The sequence below is a fragment of the Micromonospora sp. NPDC049679 genome, from assembly GCF_040659735.1.
Taxonomy (GTDB): Bacteria; Actinomycetota; Actinomycetes; order Mycobacteriales; family Micromonosporaceae; genus Micromonospora_I.
Map to the genome: position 1 here is coordinate 22133 of NZ_JBFANZ010000003.1, position 15871 is coordinate 38003.

Annotated in this window: 10 protein-coding genes and 1 pseudogene; 5 read left to right on the forward strand and 6 right to left on the reverse strand. The window is 68.2% G+C overall.

Features of this window, described 5'->3' with window-relative positions; translation table 11 throughout:
• Positions 1 to 21: 21 nt before the first annotated feature.
• Complete coding sequence (locus AB0J06_RS03040) at positions 22 to 3543, reverse strand: LamG-like jellyroll fold domain-containing protein (RefSeq protein WP_357424360.1); 3522 nt, start codon at positions 3541 to 3543, stop codon at positions 22 to 24.
• An 89-nt stretch (positions 3544 to 3632) separates the two neighbouring features.
• A complete protein-coding gene (locus AB0J06_RS03045; RefSeq protein ID WP_357424362.1) occupies positions 3633 to 6809 on the reverse strand; it encodes a DNRLRE domain-containing protein in 3177 nt (1058 codons plus the stop codon).
• Positions 6810 to 7289: 480 nt separating this feature from the next.
• Between AB0J06_RS03045 and AB0J06_RS03050 the strand changes: the two genes are divergently transcribed.
• The 4 genes from AB0J06_RS03050 to argS all read left to right on the forward strand — a co-directional run bounded on the left by AB0J06_RS03050 (position 7290) and on the right by argS (position 11109).
• Positions 7290 to 7496 (forward strand): hypothetical protein, encoded by a 207-nt coding sequence (locus tag AB0J06_RS03050; protein ID WP_357424002.1) that lies wholly within the window; start codon positions 7290 to 7292, stop codon positions 7494 to 7496.
• Positions 7497 to 7525: 29 nt separating this feature from the next.
• Positions 7526 to 7723, forward strand: a complete 198-nt coding sequence (locus tag AB0J06_RS03055) for a phosphatase PAP2 family protein (protein ID WP_357424004.1) — start codon at positions 7526 to 7528, stop codon at positions 7721 to 7723.
• A 147-nt stretch (positions 7724 to 7870) separates the two neighbouring features.
• Positions 7871 to 9274 carry a glutamate--tRNA ligase gene (gene gltX / locus AB0J06_RS03060; protein ID WP_357424006.1) on the forward strand — a complete coding sequence of 468 codons (1404 nt, stop codon included), beginning with the start codon at positions 7871 to 7873 and terminating at the stop codon, positions 9272 to 9274.
• A gap of 122 nt (positions 9275 to 9396) precedes the next feature.
• Entirely contained in the window at positions 9397 to 11109 is a 1713-nt protein-coding gene (argS, locus tag AB0J06_RS03065) for an arginine--tRNA ligase (protein WP_357424008.1), read from the forward strand.
• A gap of 394 nt (positions 11110 to 11503) precedes the next feature.
• Here argS and AB0J06_RS03070 read toward each other — a convergent pair.
• The 4 genes and pseudogenes from AB0J06_RS03070 to AB0J06_RS03085 all read right to left on the reverse strand — a co-directional run.
• Positions 11504 to 11830 (reverse strand): annotated as a pseudogene (locus AB0J06_RS03070) (transposase); the annotation flags it as partial.
• Positions 11831 to 12003: 173 nt separating this feature from the next.
• Positions 12004 to 13083, reverse strand: coding sequence for a HAMP domain-containing sensor histidine kinase (locus AB0J06_RS03075; RefSeq protein WP_357424010.1), 1080 nt, complete (start codon positions 13081 to 13083; stop codon positions 12004 to 12006).
• A complete protein-coding gene (locus AB0J06_RS03080; RefSeq protein ID WP_357424012.1) occupies positions 13076 to 13798 on the reverse strand; it encodes a response regulator transcription factor in 723 nt (240 codons plus the stop codon). The genes AB0J06_RS03075 and AB0J06_RS03080 overlap by 8 nt, the downstream gene beginning before the upstream one ends.
• 56 nt (positions 13799 to 13854) lie before the next feature.
• Positions 13855 to 14559: a VanZ family protein gene (locus AB0J06_RS03085; RefSeq protein ID WP_357424014.1), complete on the reverse strand. Its 705-nt coding sequence runs from the start codon at positions 14557 to 14559 to the stop codon at positions 13855 to 13857.
• Between the two features lie 353 nt (positions 14560 to 14912).
• On the opposite strand from AB0J06_RS03085, the gene AB0J06_RS03090 reads away from it, so the two are divergent.
• A complete protein-coding gene (locus AB0J06_RS03090; protein WP_357424364.1) occupies positions 14913 to 15707 on the forward strand; it encodes an IS1595 family transposase in 795 nt (264 codons plus the stop codon).
• Positions 15708 to 15871 lie beyond the last annotated feature (164 nt).

A 15871-nucleotide genomic window follows, 5' to 3' on the forward strand; every position in this document is an offset into this window, starting at 1 on the left:
GCGACCCGACGACCGGGGCGATCAGAGGTTGGGCTGTTCCTTGGCGACGATGTTGAGCCGCTGAAGCACGGTCTTCTCGGCGACGCCGTCGTAGACCCGGACGTCGTCGACCGCTCCGGAAAGGTGCTCCCGGAACTGGTCGTCGATGAAGGCCCGGCCCAGTTGCAGGCCGCCGACCGCGTTGAACGGCACGGTGAGCTGCGCCGAGCTGATGACCTCCGCGTTGACGTAGAGCAGCAGTTCGCGCGTGTAGCCGTTGTAGACCAGCGCGACCAAATCGCCCTTGGTGATGGTCCTCGGCGGGACCTCGGCTGGATACGTTTCACCAGCGCTGCCGACCGTGTCGGCGCCCGGCACGGCGAGTTCCCAGAAACCGTCGGTATTGCATCGGACGATGACCGAGCTGTTGTGGGCGCCCTTCTGGGAGAACAGGGTCATCGGAGTGCCCTTGCAGCTGCTGGTCAGCCGTGTTCGGGCGGCGAGGGTGAAGCTGCCCGCCATGTTGGCGTTGACCGTCGTGCTGGCATGACTGGTCACGTGGCCGGTCAGCTTGAGGTGCCCGGCACCGAGCAGTGGCGCGGTCGTCGGGATCGGACTCTTGTAGATCGACGCGCCGGACCCGAGCGTCATCGCGGCCCCGGTGCCGTACTCGGGACTGACCTGGCCGGACGCGCTGTTCAGCTGCCAGTACGCCTTGCGGTTGAGGGCGGTCTGCTTGAGCCCGGTCACCTCGGCGGAAAGGATCGGCCGGTCGAACAAAGAGACGTCGGCCAGCGCACCAGTCCAGTGATCGGTGTAGCCGGTCTTGGTCAGGCGTCGGCCGAGCTGGACCGCGCCGCGCGACTTCGTCAGCGAGCGCCGGTCAGCGGTGACCGGGGTGCTCCCGTCCGCCTGCAGGGAGATCTTCTTCGCGACGCCGTCATAGGACGCGGTCAGGTACGTCCAGTTCGTGGTCGCGCCGGCGACCGACACCTTCCACTCACCTAGTGAGGTGACCTCGGTGACCGGCATCCGGAACACCCAGGAACCACCCTCGATACCCAGGCTGAACCCGGGCTCACCGGTTCCATCCTGGCTGATGGCGACCTGCCGACGGCTGGGATCCGTGGTCTTCACCCACGCCGCCACGGTGAAGCTGCCGGAGGTGTCGACGATGCCGGTGTGGGTGGTGGCAAGGTATCCGTTCCAGCTGCCGTCGAGCTCCACCGCGGTGTCGTATGCCCCACCCGGTCCCGCCACACCGAACTTTGCGCCGCTGCCGGGGATGGCGTCGTGCCCACCGAGCACGTCCAGCGCCTCGGTCGAGCCCATCACCTCGGAAAGGGGCCACTGGGCGGCCGGTGGCCGCTTGCCGACCCGGAAGCTGCAGGAGGCGATGTTGCTGGGGCGAGCCGCCCGGTCCACGGCCTGGACGTTGATCGTCCACGGCCCCTCCTTGTCCGGCGTCCACTGGATGGTCACCGGGCCGCCGGCCGACGTCGGCTTCTTGATGTTGGTAGGCGACGGGTTTTCGTTGAATCCCCAGCGGTACTCGACCACGTCATCGGCGGCCGAATCGAAGGTGAAGCTGGTCTGGATCCCCAGCTTCTCGTGCCACTCCTCGTCGGTCTTGCAGACGGACCCCTCGTCGTCGTTGTTCAACTCGGGGAAATCCGGCGAGTCGATGTCCGGCGCGGCCGGGCTGGCCGTGTCGAAAAAAAACTGGCAGGGATTGCGGGACCCGTCGGCACTCCACGGCCCCCAGCTGGTGTTGTCGCTGGCTCGAACCTCCCAGGAGATCGGGGGGCCCTGCGGGATGTCCGCCGGGGTCTGGTACGTGAAGATCGATCCGCTGGCCTTGAGCGGGGTGGTGTAGCTGCGGACGGTGTCCGCGCTGGCGCCCTCGGCCCGCCAGCTCACCCTGAACTCGGCCTTGATCTGCTCAGTGTTCGCGGACGAGTGGTCCGGGTCGCGGAGCACGGCGGAGAGCCTCGGCGGGGTGTCCACATAGGGCTGACCGGTGCCGTAGACGCAGGCGCCGCCCGGGGACATGGTCAATTCGGACTGGTTCGCGATCAGCGGCGCCCGGTTGTAGCGCACCGAGAGCAGTCCGTTGTCACAGAATCGCCTGCTGTGCTGGTAGTTGCTCTCGGTCTCAGCCTTCAGACCAAGCGTCACGTTGCCCCAGCCGTTGGTCGCCGCGAGCTGTACCGCCTCCTTGGCGTCCCAGCTCGCGTTCTGGTTGGTCGAGGTGCAGCTTGCCTGGGTGCTGCTGAGCGCCTTGGTCGCGAGCCAGTTGGCTCCGGTGCTCCAGTTGGATCCGCCCGGCTGGTTGTTCCAGTTCGTCGACGAGCTGATCCCCTTTGGCAACAGGTAGAGCTGTACGTCCCGGGCGGTGGTGTTCCACGCGTGCTGCATGGTGACCCGGAACTCGGCGCTGAGGATCGTCTTGCCGGAATACGGCGTGGCCAGGGTGTAGATCACCCGCTTGACCTTGGAGTTGTTGCACTGCTCCGGGCAGAGACCGATCCGCTCGTGCCGATTGCCGTCGAACTTCCAGTACTCCTCGACGGGGTAGCCGCTGTCGACCATTGCCCAGGCGCTCTTGGTCGTCGCCTGCCAGACGGGGTCCAGGTAGACCGGCCAGTGGGTGTCCGGGCTGGTCAGCATCGCGGCGTCGGGCTTCAGCGTCAGCGAGCCGTTGGCGTAGCTGAGGTCGACCGGCTTGACGGCCGAGCTGTCCTCCGGCCCTCGCGCCGTCTCCAGATTCGTTCCGGTGGTGGTGCGCGTGGTCGACTCGCCGGCCAGCGCTCCGGAGGTCGTCTTGGCGGTGGTGGCGGACTCGATGCCCTCACCGGTCGGCGTGCCGTTGTCCCACATGGTCGGGGCGTCGGCCTCCATCACCGGGTTGTTGGTGGCCGGGTCGAGCGCGACGACACCGCCCTCCGCCGTCTCCTGGATATTGAGGTTCTCCCCGGAGACGCCGAGCTTCAGCCCCTGCAGCTCGGGCGTGTTCGCCGCCTCGGGGGTCTTCAGGACGATGACGTGCGAAAAGCCCTCCACTGTCACGTTGACCACGAGGTCGACATCCTTGAAGACCTCCGGGTAGAGGGCCTGATCGCCGGTGAGCACCGGCGCCGGCAGGGCGTACGGCCAGGTAAGCGTCATCACCTGGTCGTCGCGCCGGACCACCATGAGCGGATCGGAGCCACCGCTGGACACGCGCATCCCAATCAGCGCCGCCCTGGGGGTGATGGTTCCGTCGGTGTTCCGCACCAGAGTGGCATCGGTCGGCACCCAGGTGTCGCCCTGGATGACCCGCACCGGATGGGCGTGGTCGTTGGCGATCAGCGTGCCGTCCGGCTGGGCGAAGACGTCACGGTACTCGTCGCGGAACGCGAGCACCTCGACCGGCTGGTTGAGCGCTGCGGCCGCCAGGACGGCCTCGGCCTCGGTGTCCCGGACCGGGTTCTCCTCCACCGCGGCGACCGGTGCGGGTACCGGGTCCGACGGTTGTTGCCCGACGTACGCTGACGACGAGATCAGGCCGGCGAGACCGACCATGAGGCCGAGCGTGAAGAGCCGACCCCGTCTCCGTGTACGACTCACCGTGAGGTCCCTCCCCGTTGACATGTACATGTTCGTCCGTTCCATCAGCTGATCGCCGCACCGAAGGCGGTCTCGCCGGCCGGGATGCCGCCCACACCGGGCTGCCAGGTCTGCTTGACGGCGGCGGAGCCAGCAGCCAGGTCCGACCAGGCGAAGCCGTAGACGGCGGCGACGCCGTACGGGCTGCCGACGTAAAGCTGCGCCGAGGTTCCGGCGAGTGAGGTGCCGAGCAACTCCTGACCAATCGGCGCACCGGGCAGGCTGCCCGACTTGCGGGAGACGGTCGTGTCAGCCGTGATCGTTGTCGCGGCGGCCGCGAAGACATGCACCTCCCCAGCGTCTGTCGTGCCGGTCGGGTCCTTACCAGGCACTCCGACCGCCAGCAGCAGGGTCTGGTCCGTGGCTTCGGCGGCCGGGGCGGTGTTGACCAGCAGCACTACCTCGCCGAAGTAGTCGCCGTCCTCGTTGTCACCGGCGATCCCCGCGGTGGACTGCGTTATGGCGGGCAGCAACTCGGTGAAACCAGTCGTCTTGATGTGAAAGCGCTGCACCATCCCGGCGTCCGCGACCCCGTCAAGATCCTCGCCGGGCGCGCCGACTGCCAGCAGTGACTCAGCCGTACCGGTCGGCGCCCCGACCGGCCGGTACGGCGCGAGCGAGATGGACTTGCCGAAGTTGTCGTTAGCCTCGGCGTCCCCCGACACCCCGGCGGAGTTCTCCCCGACCGCCGCAGCCAGCTTCGGCAGACCGGAGACCAGTTCATGGGTGAAGACGTTGACAAAACCCGCGAACGCCTCAGCGCCAATCGCCTCTCCGGCCGAGCTGACCGCCCAGTGGTAGGTCGACGCGGTCACCGCGTACCCGGTGCGGTCGTCGATCTCAGCTGCACCGGGGATGCCACCGCCCTGGGAGAGCGCGACGTTGATGTTGCCGCGCAGGTAGTGCACGAGCCCCGTGTCCATGCCCGTGCCGATGTCCTCAGCCGGGACGCCGATCACCAGAAAGGGCTCGCCGGAGGCGGTCCGGCTGCCGGCCACCGAGTAGCCGAACGAATCGCCGGCCTCGCCCGAGTCCGGAATGACGGCCATATCCTGGTGGTAGGTGAGCGAGGCCGGGCCCTTGGCCAGACCAGCCGGCGCGCCGAGCAGCACGTAGACCACGCCCACGTCGGCGAGGGACGGCGTGCCGACATCCTCGCCGGGCACCCCGACGGCGAGGTCGGTGCAGCCGTCATTGTTGGCGTCGTAGCTGGAGATCGAGGTGCCGAAGCGGTCCCCGATTTCGACTGTCCCCTGCACCTGGGAGTTGCTCTCGTTGAGGGTCTGTACCGCACCGGTCCCGCCATACGTGACGTGGATCTGACCGGCCTCGATCTGGCCGTTGACCGTCACTTCCGGGTCGGCGACGGCGATGTCGGTGATCCCGTCGCCGTTGAAGTCGCTCTCCGTCCCGCCGCGGCAACCGGTGACCGGCGCGACCGTCGTGTAGACGCTCATCTCGCAGAACGACGACCACTTGTCGCTACCGGCGGTGCCGTCCGCAGCCTTGACCCGCCAGCGGTAGATACCGCCGTCGACGAAGGCTCCAGCCGGAACGGTCGCGCTGGCGGTGGCGCCGGAGGCGACGTTGGTGAAGGTGGTCGAACCGATCGCGGTGTCGGCGTTCATCGCCCACCACTCGAAGGTGACCGACATCGCGGTGGCGTCGGCGTCGGCGACGGTCGCCTTGAGCTGTGGGGTGAGCGAGTTGACGACGGGGCGGCTCGCGCCCGTCGCGCACGTCGAGGTCGGCACCGTCGCCCGCGTGGTCACCGTCGGGTACGAGTTGTAGGTGACGCTCGCCTTCGGATCCTCCGACGGCGCGTCCCCGTCCGCGGAGCGGAACTGCTTGAAGGCGGCGGTGCTGGTCTCATCCGTCGCGAGCAGGCCCATAAAGCCCTTGGTGCTGTTGGCGTCTGCCGCCGCCTGGAAGAAGCCCTTGCCGTCGATTGAGACCCAGCCGTCCGCGCAGCTGGTCCCGCCGACGGTGGCGCTCGTGGTGGCGTGTGGTTTGGCACCGATCAGGGACGGCTTGTTGGTCCAGTTACTCGCGCTGGTCGCCTCGGTCGTCGACCAGATTCCCCATTCCTGCCCGACGCAGGAGGCGGACCAGAAGTTCCAGAACGACACGGAAGAATCGGTGATCTGCTTGCCGCGTAGCGCGGTGGTGTCCCAGGTCAGGAACGATCGCGTCAGGACCGTGGCCGTCATCCGGCCGAACTGGAGGTCCTTTTGCGTCTCGTTGGTCGTCGTGTCACCCTGCGCGACGTAGGTGTCGAAAGTAGGCAGCGGGTTGACCACGCTCGGGTCGATGGTGACCGGAAAAACGGTGGAGTTGCTGCGCAGCCACGCCATGTCCGGTGCCAGGGTCAGGTCGACGCCGTCAGGCCGCCGGGCCAGCGCGACCCCGACGGGGCGGCGCACAGCGGGTGACCCGGCGATCGTCGTCGTTGCGTCCCACATCAGCGGCGCCGGAATGCGGACCGTCTGCTTGCCGGCGCCGTCCGTCACAGTGATGACGCCGTCCCGTCCCCGGCTCGCGCCGACCGCACCGGGCCCGGTGAGCGGGTAGGTGACCTTCGCGACCTGGTCGACAGCGGCCCGCGTTTTGACCACGAGGAACTGCTCGAAGCCGGTTCGGTTCGCCTCCACCACCAAGTCCACACCGGGCAGGGCGTCCGGGTAGGTGGCGCGGTTGCGGGCCAGGACCGGGGCGGGCAGCGTGCCCGTCCATCCCATGGCGATCCGGGCCGAACCGGTGCCGAGGGAGACGAGTTCGTGCTGGCCCGGCCCGGCCGCGCCGGAAATCTTCAGGTTGTTCGGGTGGGCCGCCGGCGCGACCGAACCGTCAGCCGCTGCGTGCAAGGTGAGGTCCACCGCGATCCACTCGCCAGCCCGGCGGAACCGCTGCAGGCCGGCGGAGATCTCGGCTCGGAGTTGCCCGTCCGGCAGCGCGTAGACCTCGGTCGTTGCCGAGGTGAGGCTCTTGACCTGAACCTTCTTGCCGGTCTTTCGGGCGGTCCGCAGCGACACGAACTCGTCGGACCGGTCCTCCACTCCACCCGTCACGCCGTCGGGACCGGCCGCCACGATGTCGGCCGGTTCGCCCGGTATGCCAAAAAGCGCCACCGCCGTCAGCGCGGCTGTGGCCACCGCAAGGCATGAACGGACGGTGGCAGTCATACGACGTGCCACGAACCCTCCCCCGTGTCTTAAGTTACGTCTCGCGGGGACTCTAATGATCAAACTCCACAATGCACAAACGTCCCTACATCCTGTAAGGACAGACGAAATCAAAAGCGGCAGATCGGTTACGCGCGCTTACGCTGAGGCATCGTTCAGGCGAGGGAATCCGGCCTGAAGAGCCGGCTGCGCCTTGCGTTCGGCGCGACGCGGGCCCGCGTCGGAGACGCCGCGTCGCCCTGAGACGCGCCGAATCCGTCTGGTGTGGATCGCCGTGGGCGATACGACCAGGCCTCGATGCGAGCGCGGCTCGGGTGGAAGCGCCGTCGAGCGGCGCCAGGTGGTCGTTCAGCTCGGTCGGCTCGTGGTTACGCCGCTCACACCTGACATCCCGGCGGCTGCTACCAAGTCCGCTGTTCCGATCCGCTGCGTCTGCCGCCGTTCGTAGCGTCGGCATGACGAAATGGAAGGATCAACAAAGTGGGGACCTGCGCGCGCCGCCTCGGACCGGACGACTGGCAGACCTGGCGCGACGTCAGACTCGCCGAGGCACCGCGCGCCTTTGCCTCCTCGTTGGCCAAGGAACAGGGCTACGACGAAGCCGCCCGGCGCGACTGGCTCCACCCGGACCGGGGTATGAAGGCGGTCGCTTTCGCCGACAGCACAGCGGTCAGCCTGGGTGCCTGAAGACGGGCACGGCTACGACGCTTGTTCTCGTGTTCGGGCCGTGGCTCTACCTGGCCTGGCTGGTCGTCGGCCTGATCGCCTGGTCTCGGGTCCGGCTGCGAGAGCACTCGGTGGCCCAGACGGTTGTCGGCGCCGTGCTCGGCGCGGCGGCGGCCGGGGTGGTCTTCCCCCTCGTTCGTGGACCCCTCACGGCCGCGCAGTGGACAGCCGAGCCGCTCGGACGGTAGTCGTCATAGCGCAGTCCCGGCGGTTCCTCATCCGCAGCGGGCATTCCTTGCCGCCGAGGCGGACATCCGGCAGTTCGTCGATGTCGGGAGCCCGGGTCGGGCGAATATCGGCGGTGCTGATCGCGGTGCGGCCGTAGGCTGTGGGCCGTGTCTAGTTCCACGATTCGTGTCCGTTTCGCCCCTTCGCCGACTGGCATGTTCCACGTCGGCAACGCCCGGTCGGTGCTGTTCAACTGGGTGCTGGCCCGACAGTCGGGTGGGACGATGATGCTGCGGATCGAGGACACGGACGCGGCGCGTAACCGGCCGGAGTGGGTGCAGGGCATTCTCGACGCGATGGCGTGGCTCGGTATCGGCCCGCAGGAGTACGAGGGCCCGCTGTTCCAGTCGGATTTTGCCCAGCACCACCGCGAGGCCATCGAGCGGCTCCTCGCCTTAGGACTCGCCTACTACTGCGACTGCTCCCGTGATCAGGTAAACGCCCGCACCGGGAGCGAGCACAAGGGCTACGACGGTTTCTGCCGTGACCGCGGCTTGCCTGCCGGGGATGGCCGGGCGGTGCGGTTCCGTACGCCGCACGAGGGTTCGACGGTGATCGTCGACCTGGTACGAGGAAAGCCGACCTTCGACAACGCGCTGATCGAGGACTTCGTGATCGCGCGCGGTAACGGATCGCCGGTGTTCCTGCTGGCGAATGTGGTCGATGACATGGTCATGGGCATCACGCACGTGATCCGGGCGGAGGAGCACCTGCCGAACGCGCCGAAGCAGCAGTTGCTGTGGGAGGCGATGGGCGCGGAGCCGCCGGTGTGGGTGCACGCGCCGATCCTCGTCAACGAGAAGCGGCAGAAGCTGTCCAAACGGCGGGACCGGGTGGCGTTGGAGGACTTCCGCGCCGAGGGCTACCTGCCTGAGGCGATGCGCAACTACCTGATGCTGCTCGGGTGGGCGCCGTCCGGCGACCGGGAGATCGTGCCCTGGGACGACATCGTCGCGGAGTTCCGGCTCGAGGACGTCAACCCGTCGCCGGCGTTCTTCGACGTGAAGAAGCTGCGGGCGTTCAACGGCGAGTACATCCGCGGCATGTCGGTCGAGGCGTTCATCGAGGCGTGCCAGCCGTGGCTGCGCAGCGAGAGCCTGCCGTGGCGGGCAGAGGCGTACGACGCGGATGCCTTCGCGGCGGTCGCCGAACTGGCTCAGACCCGTATCAGCGTGCTGTCCGAGATCGTGCCGATGGTGGACTTCCTCTTCCTGGACGAGCCACCCGCCGATGAGGCGGCGTGGGCGAAGGCGATGAAGGCCGACGCCGCCGAGCTGCTCGCCGCAGTCGTCGATGCGTTCGCGGTGGCGGAGTGGCGGGCCGAGACGTTGAAGGCGGCACTAGAGGAAATCGGTGCCGAGCGGGGACTCAAGCTGGGTAAGGCGCAGGCCCCGGTCCGGGTCGCGGTCACTGGCCGCACGGTCGGGCTGCCGCTGTTCGAATCACTGGAGGTCCTCGGCCGTGAGCGAACCGTGGCTCGCCTGCGAGCCGCCCTCGACCGCCTGAGCTGACCCACGTCTGCTGACCGGCGGATCGAGCCCGCCGGTCCCATGTGGTCGCCGATCGATCCGCTTCCCAACCATTCGAAGCATCCGCCCCTGATGGGGCGGGTCGAAGCTGATTGGCGTACCCCATGAATCTGGAGAATCTGCTGGCCGACCGGTTGGCCCCGGCCTACGCGGTCGTTGCCGGCGAACCTGTCGAGCCTGCCGTGCGGCGCTCACAGCACGCGGACTTCCAGTCCGAAGGGGTCCTGTCGCTGGCACGGCGGTTGGGTCGCCCGCCACGGGCGATCGCCGCTGACGTGATCGCCCACGCCGAGCTGGTCGACATGTGCGCGGTGGAGGTGTCCGGGCCGGGCTTCATCAACCTGACCGTCGCGGACGGCGCCCTCGGGTCGCTACTATCCGCTCTGGCTGGTGATCCTCGGCTGGGCGTGGAGGCGCCCGCCGCCGAGACAGTGGTGGTCGACTATTCGGCGCCGAACGTGGCCAAGGAGATGCACGTCGGGCACCTGCGCTCGACCGTGATCGGCGACGCCGCCGTGCGGCTGTTGGAGTGGCTCGGCCACCGGGTGGTCAAAGCGAACCACCTCGGGGACTGGGGTACGCCGTTCGGGATGCTCATCGAGCACCTACTCGACATCGGCGAGTCCGAGGCGGCCCACGAGCTGTCCGTCGGTGACCTGGACTCGTTCTACCGCGCCGCGCGGGTCAAGTTCGACGCCGACGAGGCGTTCAAGCAGCGGGCACGCGCGCGGGTCGTCGCCCTGCAGTCCGGTGACGAGCGGACCCGCCGGCTGTGGCGGCTGCTGGTCTCCGAGTCGGAGAAGTACTTCCTGACCGTGTACGACCGGCTTGACGTCGCCCTCTCGGAGAAGGACTTCTTCGGCGAGAGCCGCTACAACGAGATGCTCGCGCCCGTCGTGGACGAACTGGACCGGCTCGGGCTGCTGCGCGAGAGCGGAGGCGCAGCCTGCGTGTTCCCCGACGGCTTCACCGGCCGGGACGGGCAGCCGCTGCCGCTGATCGTGCGCAAGAGCGACGGCGGCTACGGGTACGCCGCAACCGACCTGGCCGCGATCCGCCACCGTACGCAGGACCTGGGCGCCACCCGGCTGTTGTACGTGGTCGGCCTGCCGCAGCGGCAGCACTTCGAGATGGTGTACCAGGCCGCGCGGGAAGCCGGCTGGCTACGGTCACCAGCCGTCGCCCAGCACGTCGGCTTCGGCTCCGTGCTCGGCCCCGACGGCAAGATGCTACGCAGCCGCGCCGGCGCCAGCCTCAAACTCATCCAGTTGCTCGACGAAGCCGTAGCCCGTGCTGCCGAATTGGCCCGAAAGAAGAACCCCGGCCCGGACGAGGCCGCCATCGCCAACGTGGCACAAGCGGTGGGCATCGGCGCCGTCAAGTACGCCGACCTGTCCACCGACCGGGTCAAGGACTACGTCTTCGACTGGGACCGCATGCTCGCCCTCGAGGGGAACACCGCCCCCTACCTGCAGTACGCCCACGCCCGCATCCGCTCCATCTTCCGCCGGGCCGGCATCGCGGCACCGGCAGACGCGACCATCGCCATCGCCGCCCCGGCCGAGCACGCCCTCGCCATCGAGCTGCTCGCCTTCGGCGCTGTCATCTCGACTGTTGCCGAGACGCTGGAGTTCCACCGCCTCGCCGGCTATCTGTACACCCTCGCCACCACATTCAGCACCTTCTACGAGCAGTGCCCGGTGCTGCGTGCCGACGGGCCTGTACGCGATAGCCGGCTCGCCCTGTGCGACCTCACTGCCCGAGTCCTACACCAAGGACTACATCTGCTTGGCCTCACCACCCCCGATCGCATGTGACAACCCAGGGCTACCCGCTGCCTTCTCTCTCCGCGGTGACCGACCTCCGCAGACGCCGATCTGACCGTTCGCTCACCGGTGAGACGGCGGTGCCCCAGCACCGCACGGCGATCGACCCGGCCAAGCAGGCCGGGCGAGCCGCATCCTCTACACCAGCCACATAGGGTCGCCCGGCGGTTTCCAGCGAACGTTGCGAATCCCGAACGGAGGGATTCACATGCCGAGGTACGCGCCGAACAAGATGCCGACGGTGGTCAAGCGTCGCTACTTTGAGTTGATCAGGACGGGTCTGTCCGCGGCGGCTGCGGCTCAGCGGGTGGGTGTGTCGTTGAGCTGCGGGTCCTTGTGGTTCATCGACGCTGGCCGCGTGAGTTTCGTGGAGAGACCGATCAGCCCGCGGCACGTCGACCTCGACCGGGCCGACGTCGGTCAGCACCGTCTTGGCCCGCATACCGTTGCGGGAGTTCCCGCTGTTCTTGCCCGCCAGGTCGCCCTTTTCATAGCCCAGGTGATCGGTGATCTCACCCTCGAGCGCTGACTCCAGGACCCGCTTCGTCAGCTACTGCAGCAGCCCGCCATCACCGGTCAGCTGCAACCCGGCCGCCCGGGCCTGCTCCACCAGCTGGGCGACCAGCTCCGCGTCGACACCATCCGCCGGCTGTCCCGGCCCGTTCTTCGCCACCGCGGCAGTATCCACGGCGGCCATCGATCCATCGGACATCAGGTGCTGCTCCTTGATCAGGAGTTACACCGTTCGTCCCACAGTCCCTTGGCGGGTGCAGAGCCCGCCGGCGGTGCTCCGGCTCCGGGGCCGGCTCTGGAGTCGATGCTGGCGCTCGACCTGATCGCCAAGAACGGCGCCAGCCCGAACGAGCGCCCACTCGGCAACGATGCCTACGGCGTGCCGGGCAGCCGGACCGTGACGAGGAGACCGCCGTTGGGGCTGGGGACGAGGTCGAGGGTCCCGTCGTGGGCGCGGACGATGCTGTGCACGATCGCCAGGCCGAGGCCGACGCCGGCGTGTTCGTCGGTGCGTACGCGTTCCGCTCCGCGCTGGAAGGGTTCGGTGAGGGTCGGTACCAGTTCCGGGGGGAGCCGCCGACCCGTGTTCTCGACCCGCAGCACGCTTGTGCCGCCGTGCGCCTCGGTGTGGACCGTCACGGTGCCGTCGGCGGGGAGGTTGTGGACGATGGCGTTCTGGACGAGGTTCGTCACCATCCGCAACAGCAGCTCGGCGGAGCCGCTGGTCCGGGCCGCCCCGCCGGTGACGTCCAGCGCGATCCGGCGCTGTTCGGCGAGGGGAAGCAGCGTTTCGGCCGCTTCTTCGGCGATCAGGGAGAGGTCGACGCTCTCGCGGGTGAAGTTTCCGCGGTCGCCGCGGCTGAGCAGCAGGAGGGCTTCGGTGAGGTCGATCGCCCGCTTGTTGGCGGCGTGCAGGCGTTCGATGAGTTCGTCCCGGTCCCGCGTGGGGTCTTTGCGGGCGACGTCGAGGAGCGTCCGGCTGATGGCCAGCGGGGTGCGCAGTTCGTGAGAGGCGTTCGCGGCGAACCTCTGCTGTTCGGCGACGTGGGACTCGAGTTGTTCGAGCATCGAGTCGAACGCGTCGGAGAGTTCACGGAATTCGTCCTGGCGGCCCTTCATGCGGATCCGGTGGGACAGCGACCCGTTCCCGGCCTTCCGTGCCGCATCCGTGATCTGTGTGAGTGGTGCGAGCATCCGGCCGGCGAGGATCCATCCCGCCAGGAGGCCGAACCCGAGCAGGAAGAGCATCGCCACGGCCGCGGCGGGGGCGAAGGTGCGCACGAGGAGGTAGCGGTTGGGCGAGATCCCGAGGAGGCCCTGGGAATTGTCGGGTACGTAGCGCAGCAGGAACCCCCACACCACGGCCAGCAGGAGAGCGCCGGCGACGGCGAGGAACCCGGCGTAGCTAAGGGTGAGTTTCAGTCGGGCGCTGACCCCTCGGCTTCTATGCATGCGCACTGCCGGGTCGGGCGGTGTCGGGGGCGGGGGCGGGGTCGGTGATGTTCGTACCGGTGTCGATCCGGTAGCCGACGCCGGGCACCGTGGCGATGATCCATGGTTCGCCGAGCCGTTTGCGCAGTGCGGAAACGGTGATGCGCACGGCGTTGGTGAGCGGGTTGGCGTTCTCGTCCCAGGCCCGCTCCAGCAGCTCTTCGGCGCTGACGACTCCGCCCTCGGCTGCGACGAGGACTTCCAGCACGGCGAACTGCTTGCGGGTGAGCGCGACATAGCGTTCGTCGCGGAAGACCTCCCGGCGGAAGGGGTCGAGCCGCAGGCCCGCGATTTCGCGGACCGGAGGGCGGGCGTACGCGCGCCTGCGGTCGAGCGCCCTCAGCCGCAGGACGAGCTCCCGCAGCTCGAACGGTTTGGTGAGGTAGTCGTCGGCGCCGAGCTCGAACCCGGAAGCCTTGTCGTCGATCCGGTCGGCAGCGGTGAGCATGAGGATCGGGGTGCCGCTGCCGGAGGCGACGATGCGCCGGGCCACCTCGTCGCCGGAGGGGCCGGGAATGTCGCGGTCGAGGACCGCGAGGTCGTAGGAGTTGACGCTGAGCAGTTCCAAGGCGGAGTCGCCGTCGCCGGCGATGTCGGCGGCGATCGCCTCCAGCCGCAGACCGTCACGGACGGCTTCGGCGAGGTAGGGCTCGTCCTCCACGATCAGTACGCGCATGCCGGAAGCTTATGATCAGAAAAGTATGGCTGATAGTTGCATACTGGACACGCGACTCAGTCTGCCGGTGCCGGCGCGGGGCCAGACTGGCCCGACGGCACCTCCTCTGTCATCCTCCACCAGTGGCGCGACGCCAGCGTGGCCAGCACAGCGCCGGCGGCGTTGACCAGTACGTCATCCACGGAGGACACCCGGTCCAGCCGCAGAACGTACTGTGCGGTTTCGACCAGGGCCGAGCAGCCTGCCCCGAGTGCCAGGATTCGTGGCACGGACGCCAGCGCCGCGAAACGTATCGGGGCGAAGAACCCCAGCGCCGCGAAGATCAGCAGGTTGCCGCCGATCCCGACGGGCCCCATCGTGACCAGGTCTCCCAGCGGGATCAGGCTCACCCGGCCGGGGACGATGCCGGCCCCCGGACCGGGCATCATGGTCATCCATACGAACGGCACCGTCCCGTAGACCATGCCCACTTCGGCCAGCGACATCCGCCACGCCGATGTGACGCCGGCGGCACGCCGGCGACGCGCCAGAGCCCACGCCACCAGAGCGGCCAACGGCAGCGCGACCAGCATCATGAGCAGTACCCCGTTGAACGTATCGAAGCAACCGTGCCACCGCCCGGCCATGCACCTCGGAGCGGACATCATGAGCGGCCGGCGCACGGCGAACGCCACGCTCGCCAGGCCGAGGATCGCCAGGCCGGCGAGCACGATCCTGCGCGTGCGGCGGGGCGGTGCTGACGGAGATGCGCTGTGGTTCATGCTCCCATCAGAGATGGAGGGCCGTTGTGGTGGCGTATGCAATTTTGGATACGTCCGCGATACACGAAAGGGGCTATCCATATAAGTGCAGTAAATAAAGGGATGTTGGCACGTCCGGAGGCCGGTGTGCACTATCCCGGGGGCCTGGCTGACCTCCGGCCTGGTTCCCGGATGACGCCGCGTGTCTGGACTACCTGGACTGGCTGCGCTGGCCGGACGGGTTCGTGTGCCCGCACTGCGAGTGCGTCATCTCCTGGCGGCTACTCGACGAGCGGCACTCCTGCGCAGACTGCAAGCGAAGGGTCAGCCCGACAGCCGGGACCATCTTCCACCGCACCCGCACGCCACTGACCGTGTGGTTTGAGGCCGCGTGGCTGATGATGACCTCGAAAGCCGGGACCAGTGCGCTGAACCTGCAACGCGTGCTCCGCCTCGGCAGCTACCAAACGGCGTGGACGATGCTGCATCGCTACCCCGACGTAATGGTCGTCCCCGAGCGCGAACTGCTGTCGGGCAACGTTGAGGTGGACGAGACGTTCATCGGCGGCAAAAACAAGCCGGGCAAGCGCGGTCGCGGTGCCGCCGGCAAAATCCTGGTCGCCGGGGCCATTGAGCGGACTCCTGGCGGTCATCCTGGCTTCGGTCGGGCGCGGCTGGTCATCATCCCCAACGCCACCGCCGGCGCGCTGGGCACCTTCATACGCGACAACATCGCACCAGCTAGCAATATCATCACTGACGCGCTGCTGAGCTACTCAGCCACGCTCGCCGGAAGCGAGGACAACCACACGCCCATCAACGTCCACGGTTCCGGACAGCGAGCGCATCAACTGCTGCCCGGCGTGCACCGGCTGTTCAGCCTCAGTAAGCGGTGGCTGGAGGGCACGCACCAGGGCGCCGTGGAGAGCGGGCACCTACAGTCCTACCTGGACGAGTTCATCTTCCGGTTCAACCGGAGCAACGCCCGACAGCGTGGGCTGCTGTTCGTCCGGCTGCTGGAACGCGCCGTCGAGGTCGGTCCTATCCGCTACGTCGATGTGGTCGCCAACCCCTCGCCGACCTGTCGCCCAGGCCTGCGGCCCAGCGAACGGCAATGGCCGGGCTCGCTGGCCGTGCCGGCCTTGCACAGACCGTGGCGAGAGGCATGATTCAGCCGTCCCCTAAACAGGAAGAGGAGATGCCGCATGCACGGTCGGCCCCATGCGGCAGCGTGGGCAGGATCGGCACCGCCGGAGGACGTCGCGACAGGGACGTCAGTGGTTGCAGAGCTGACCGTGGCGGGCACCATAGCGTTGCGTGCGCCACGCACCCG

What these genes read in the sequence shown, in the direction of transcription:
- AB0J06_RS03040 (WP_357424360.1), bottom strand. Translation starts at nt 3,543, where the DNA reads ATGGTCGGTCTCGCCGGCCTGATCTCGTCGTCAGCGTACGTCGGGCAA.
- AB0J06_RS03045 (WP_357424362.1), bottom strand. Translation starts at nt 6,809, where the DNA reads ATGACTGCCACCGTCCGTTCATGCCTTGCGGTGGCCACAGCCGCGCTG.
- argS (WP_357424008.1), top strand. Translation starts at nt 9,397, where the DNA reads ATGAATCTGGAGAATCTGCTGGCCGACCGGTTGGCCCCGGCCTACGCG.
- AB0J06_RS03075 (WP_357424010.1), bottom strand. Translation starts at nt 13,083, where the DNA reads ATGCATAGAAGCCGAGGGGTCAGCGCCCGACTGAAACTCACCCTTAGC.
- AB0J06_RS03080 (WP_357424012.1), bottom strand. Translation starts at nt 13,798, where the DNA reads ATGCGCGTACTGATCGTGGAGGACGAGCCCTACCTCGCCGAAGCCGTC.
- AB0J06_RS03085 (WP_357424014.1), bottom strand. Translation starts at nt 14,559, where the DNA reads ATGAACCACAGCGCATCTCCGTCAGCACCGCCCCGCCGCACGCGCAGG.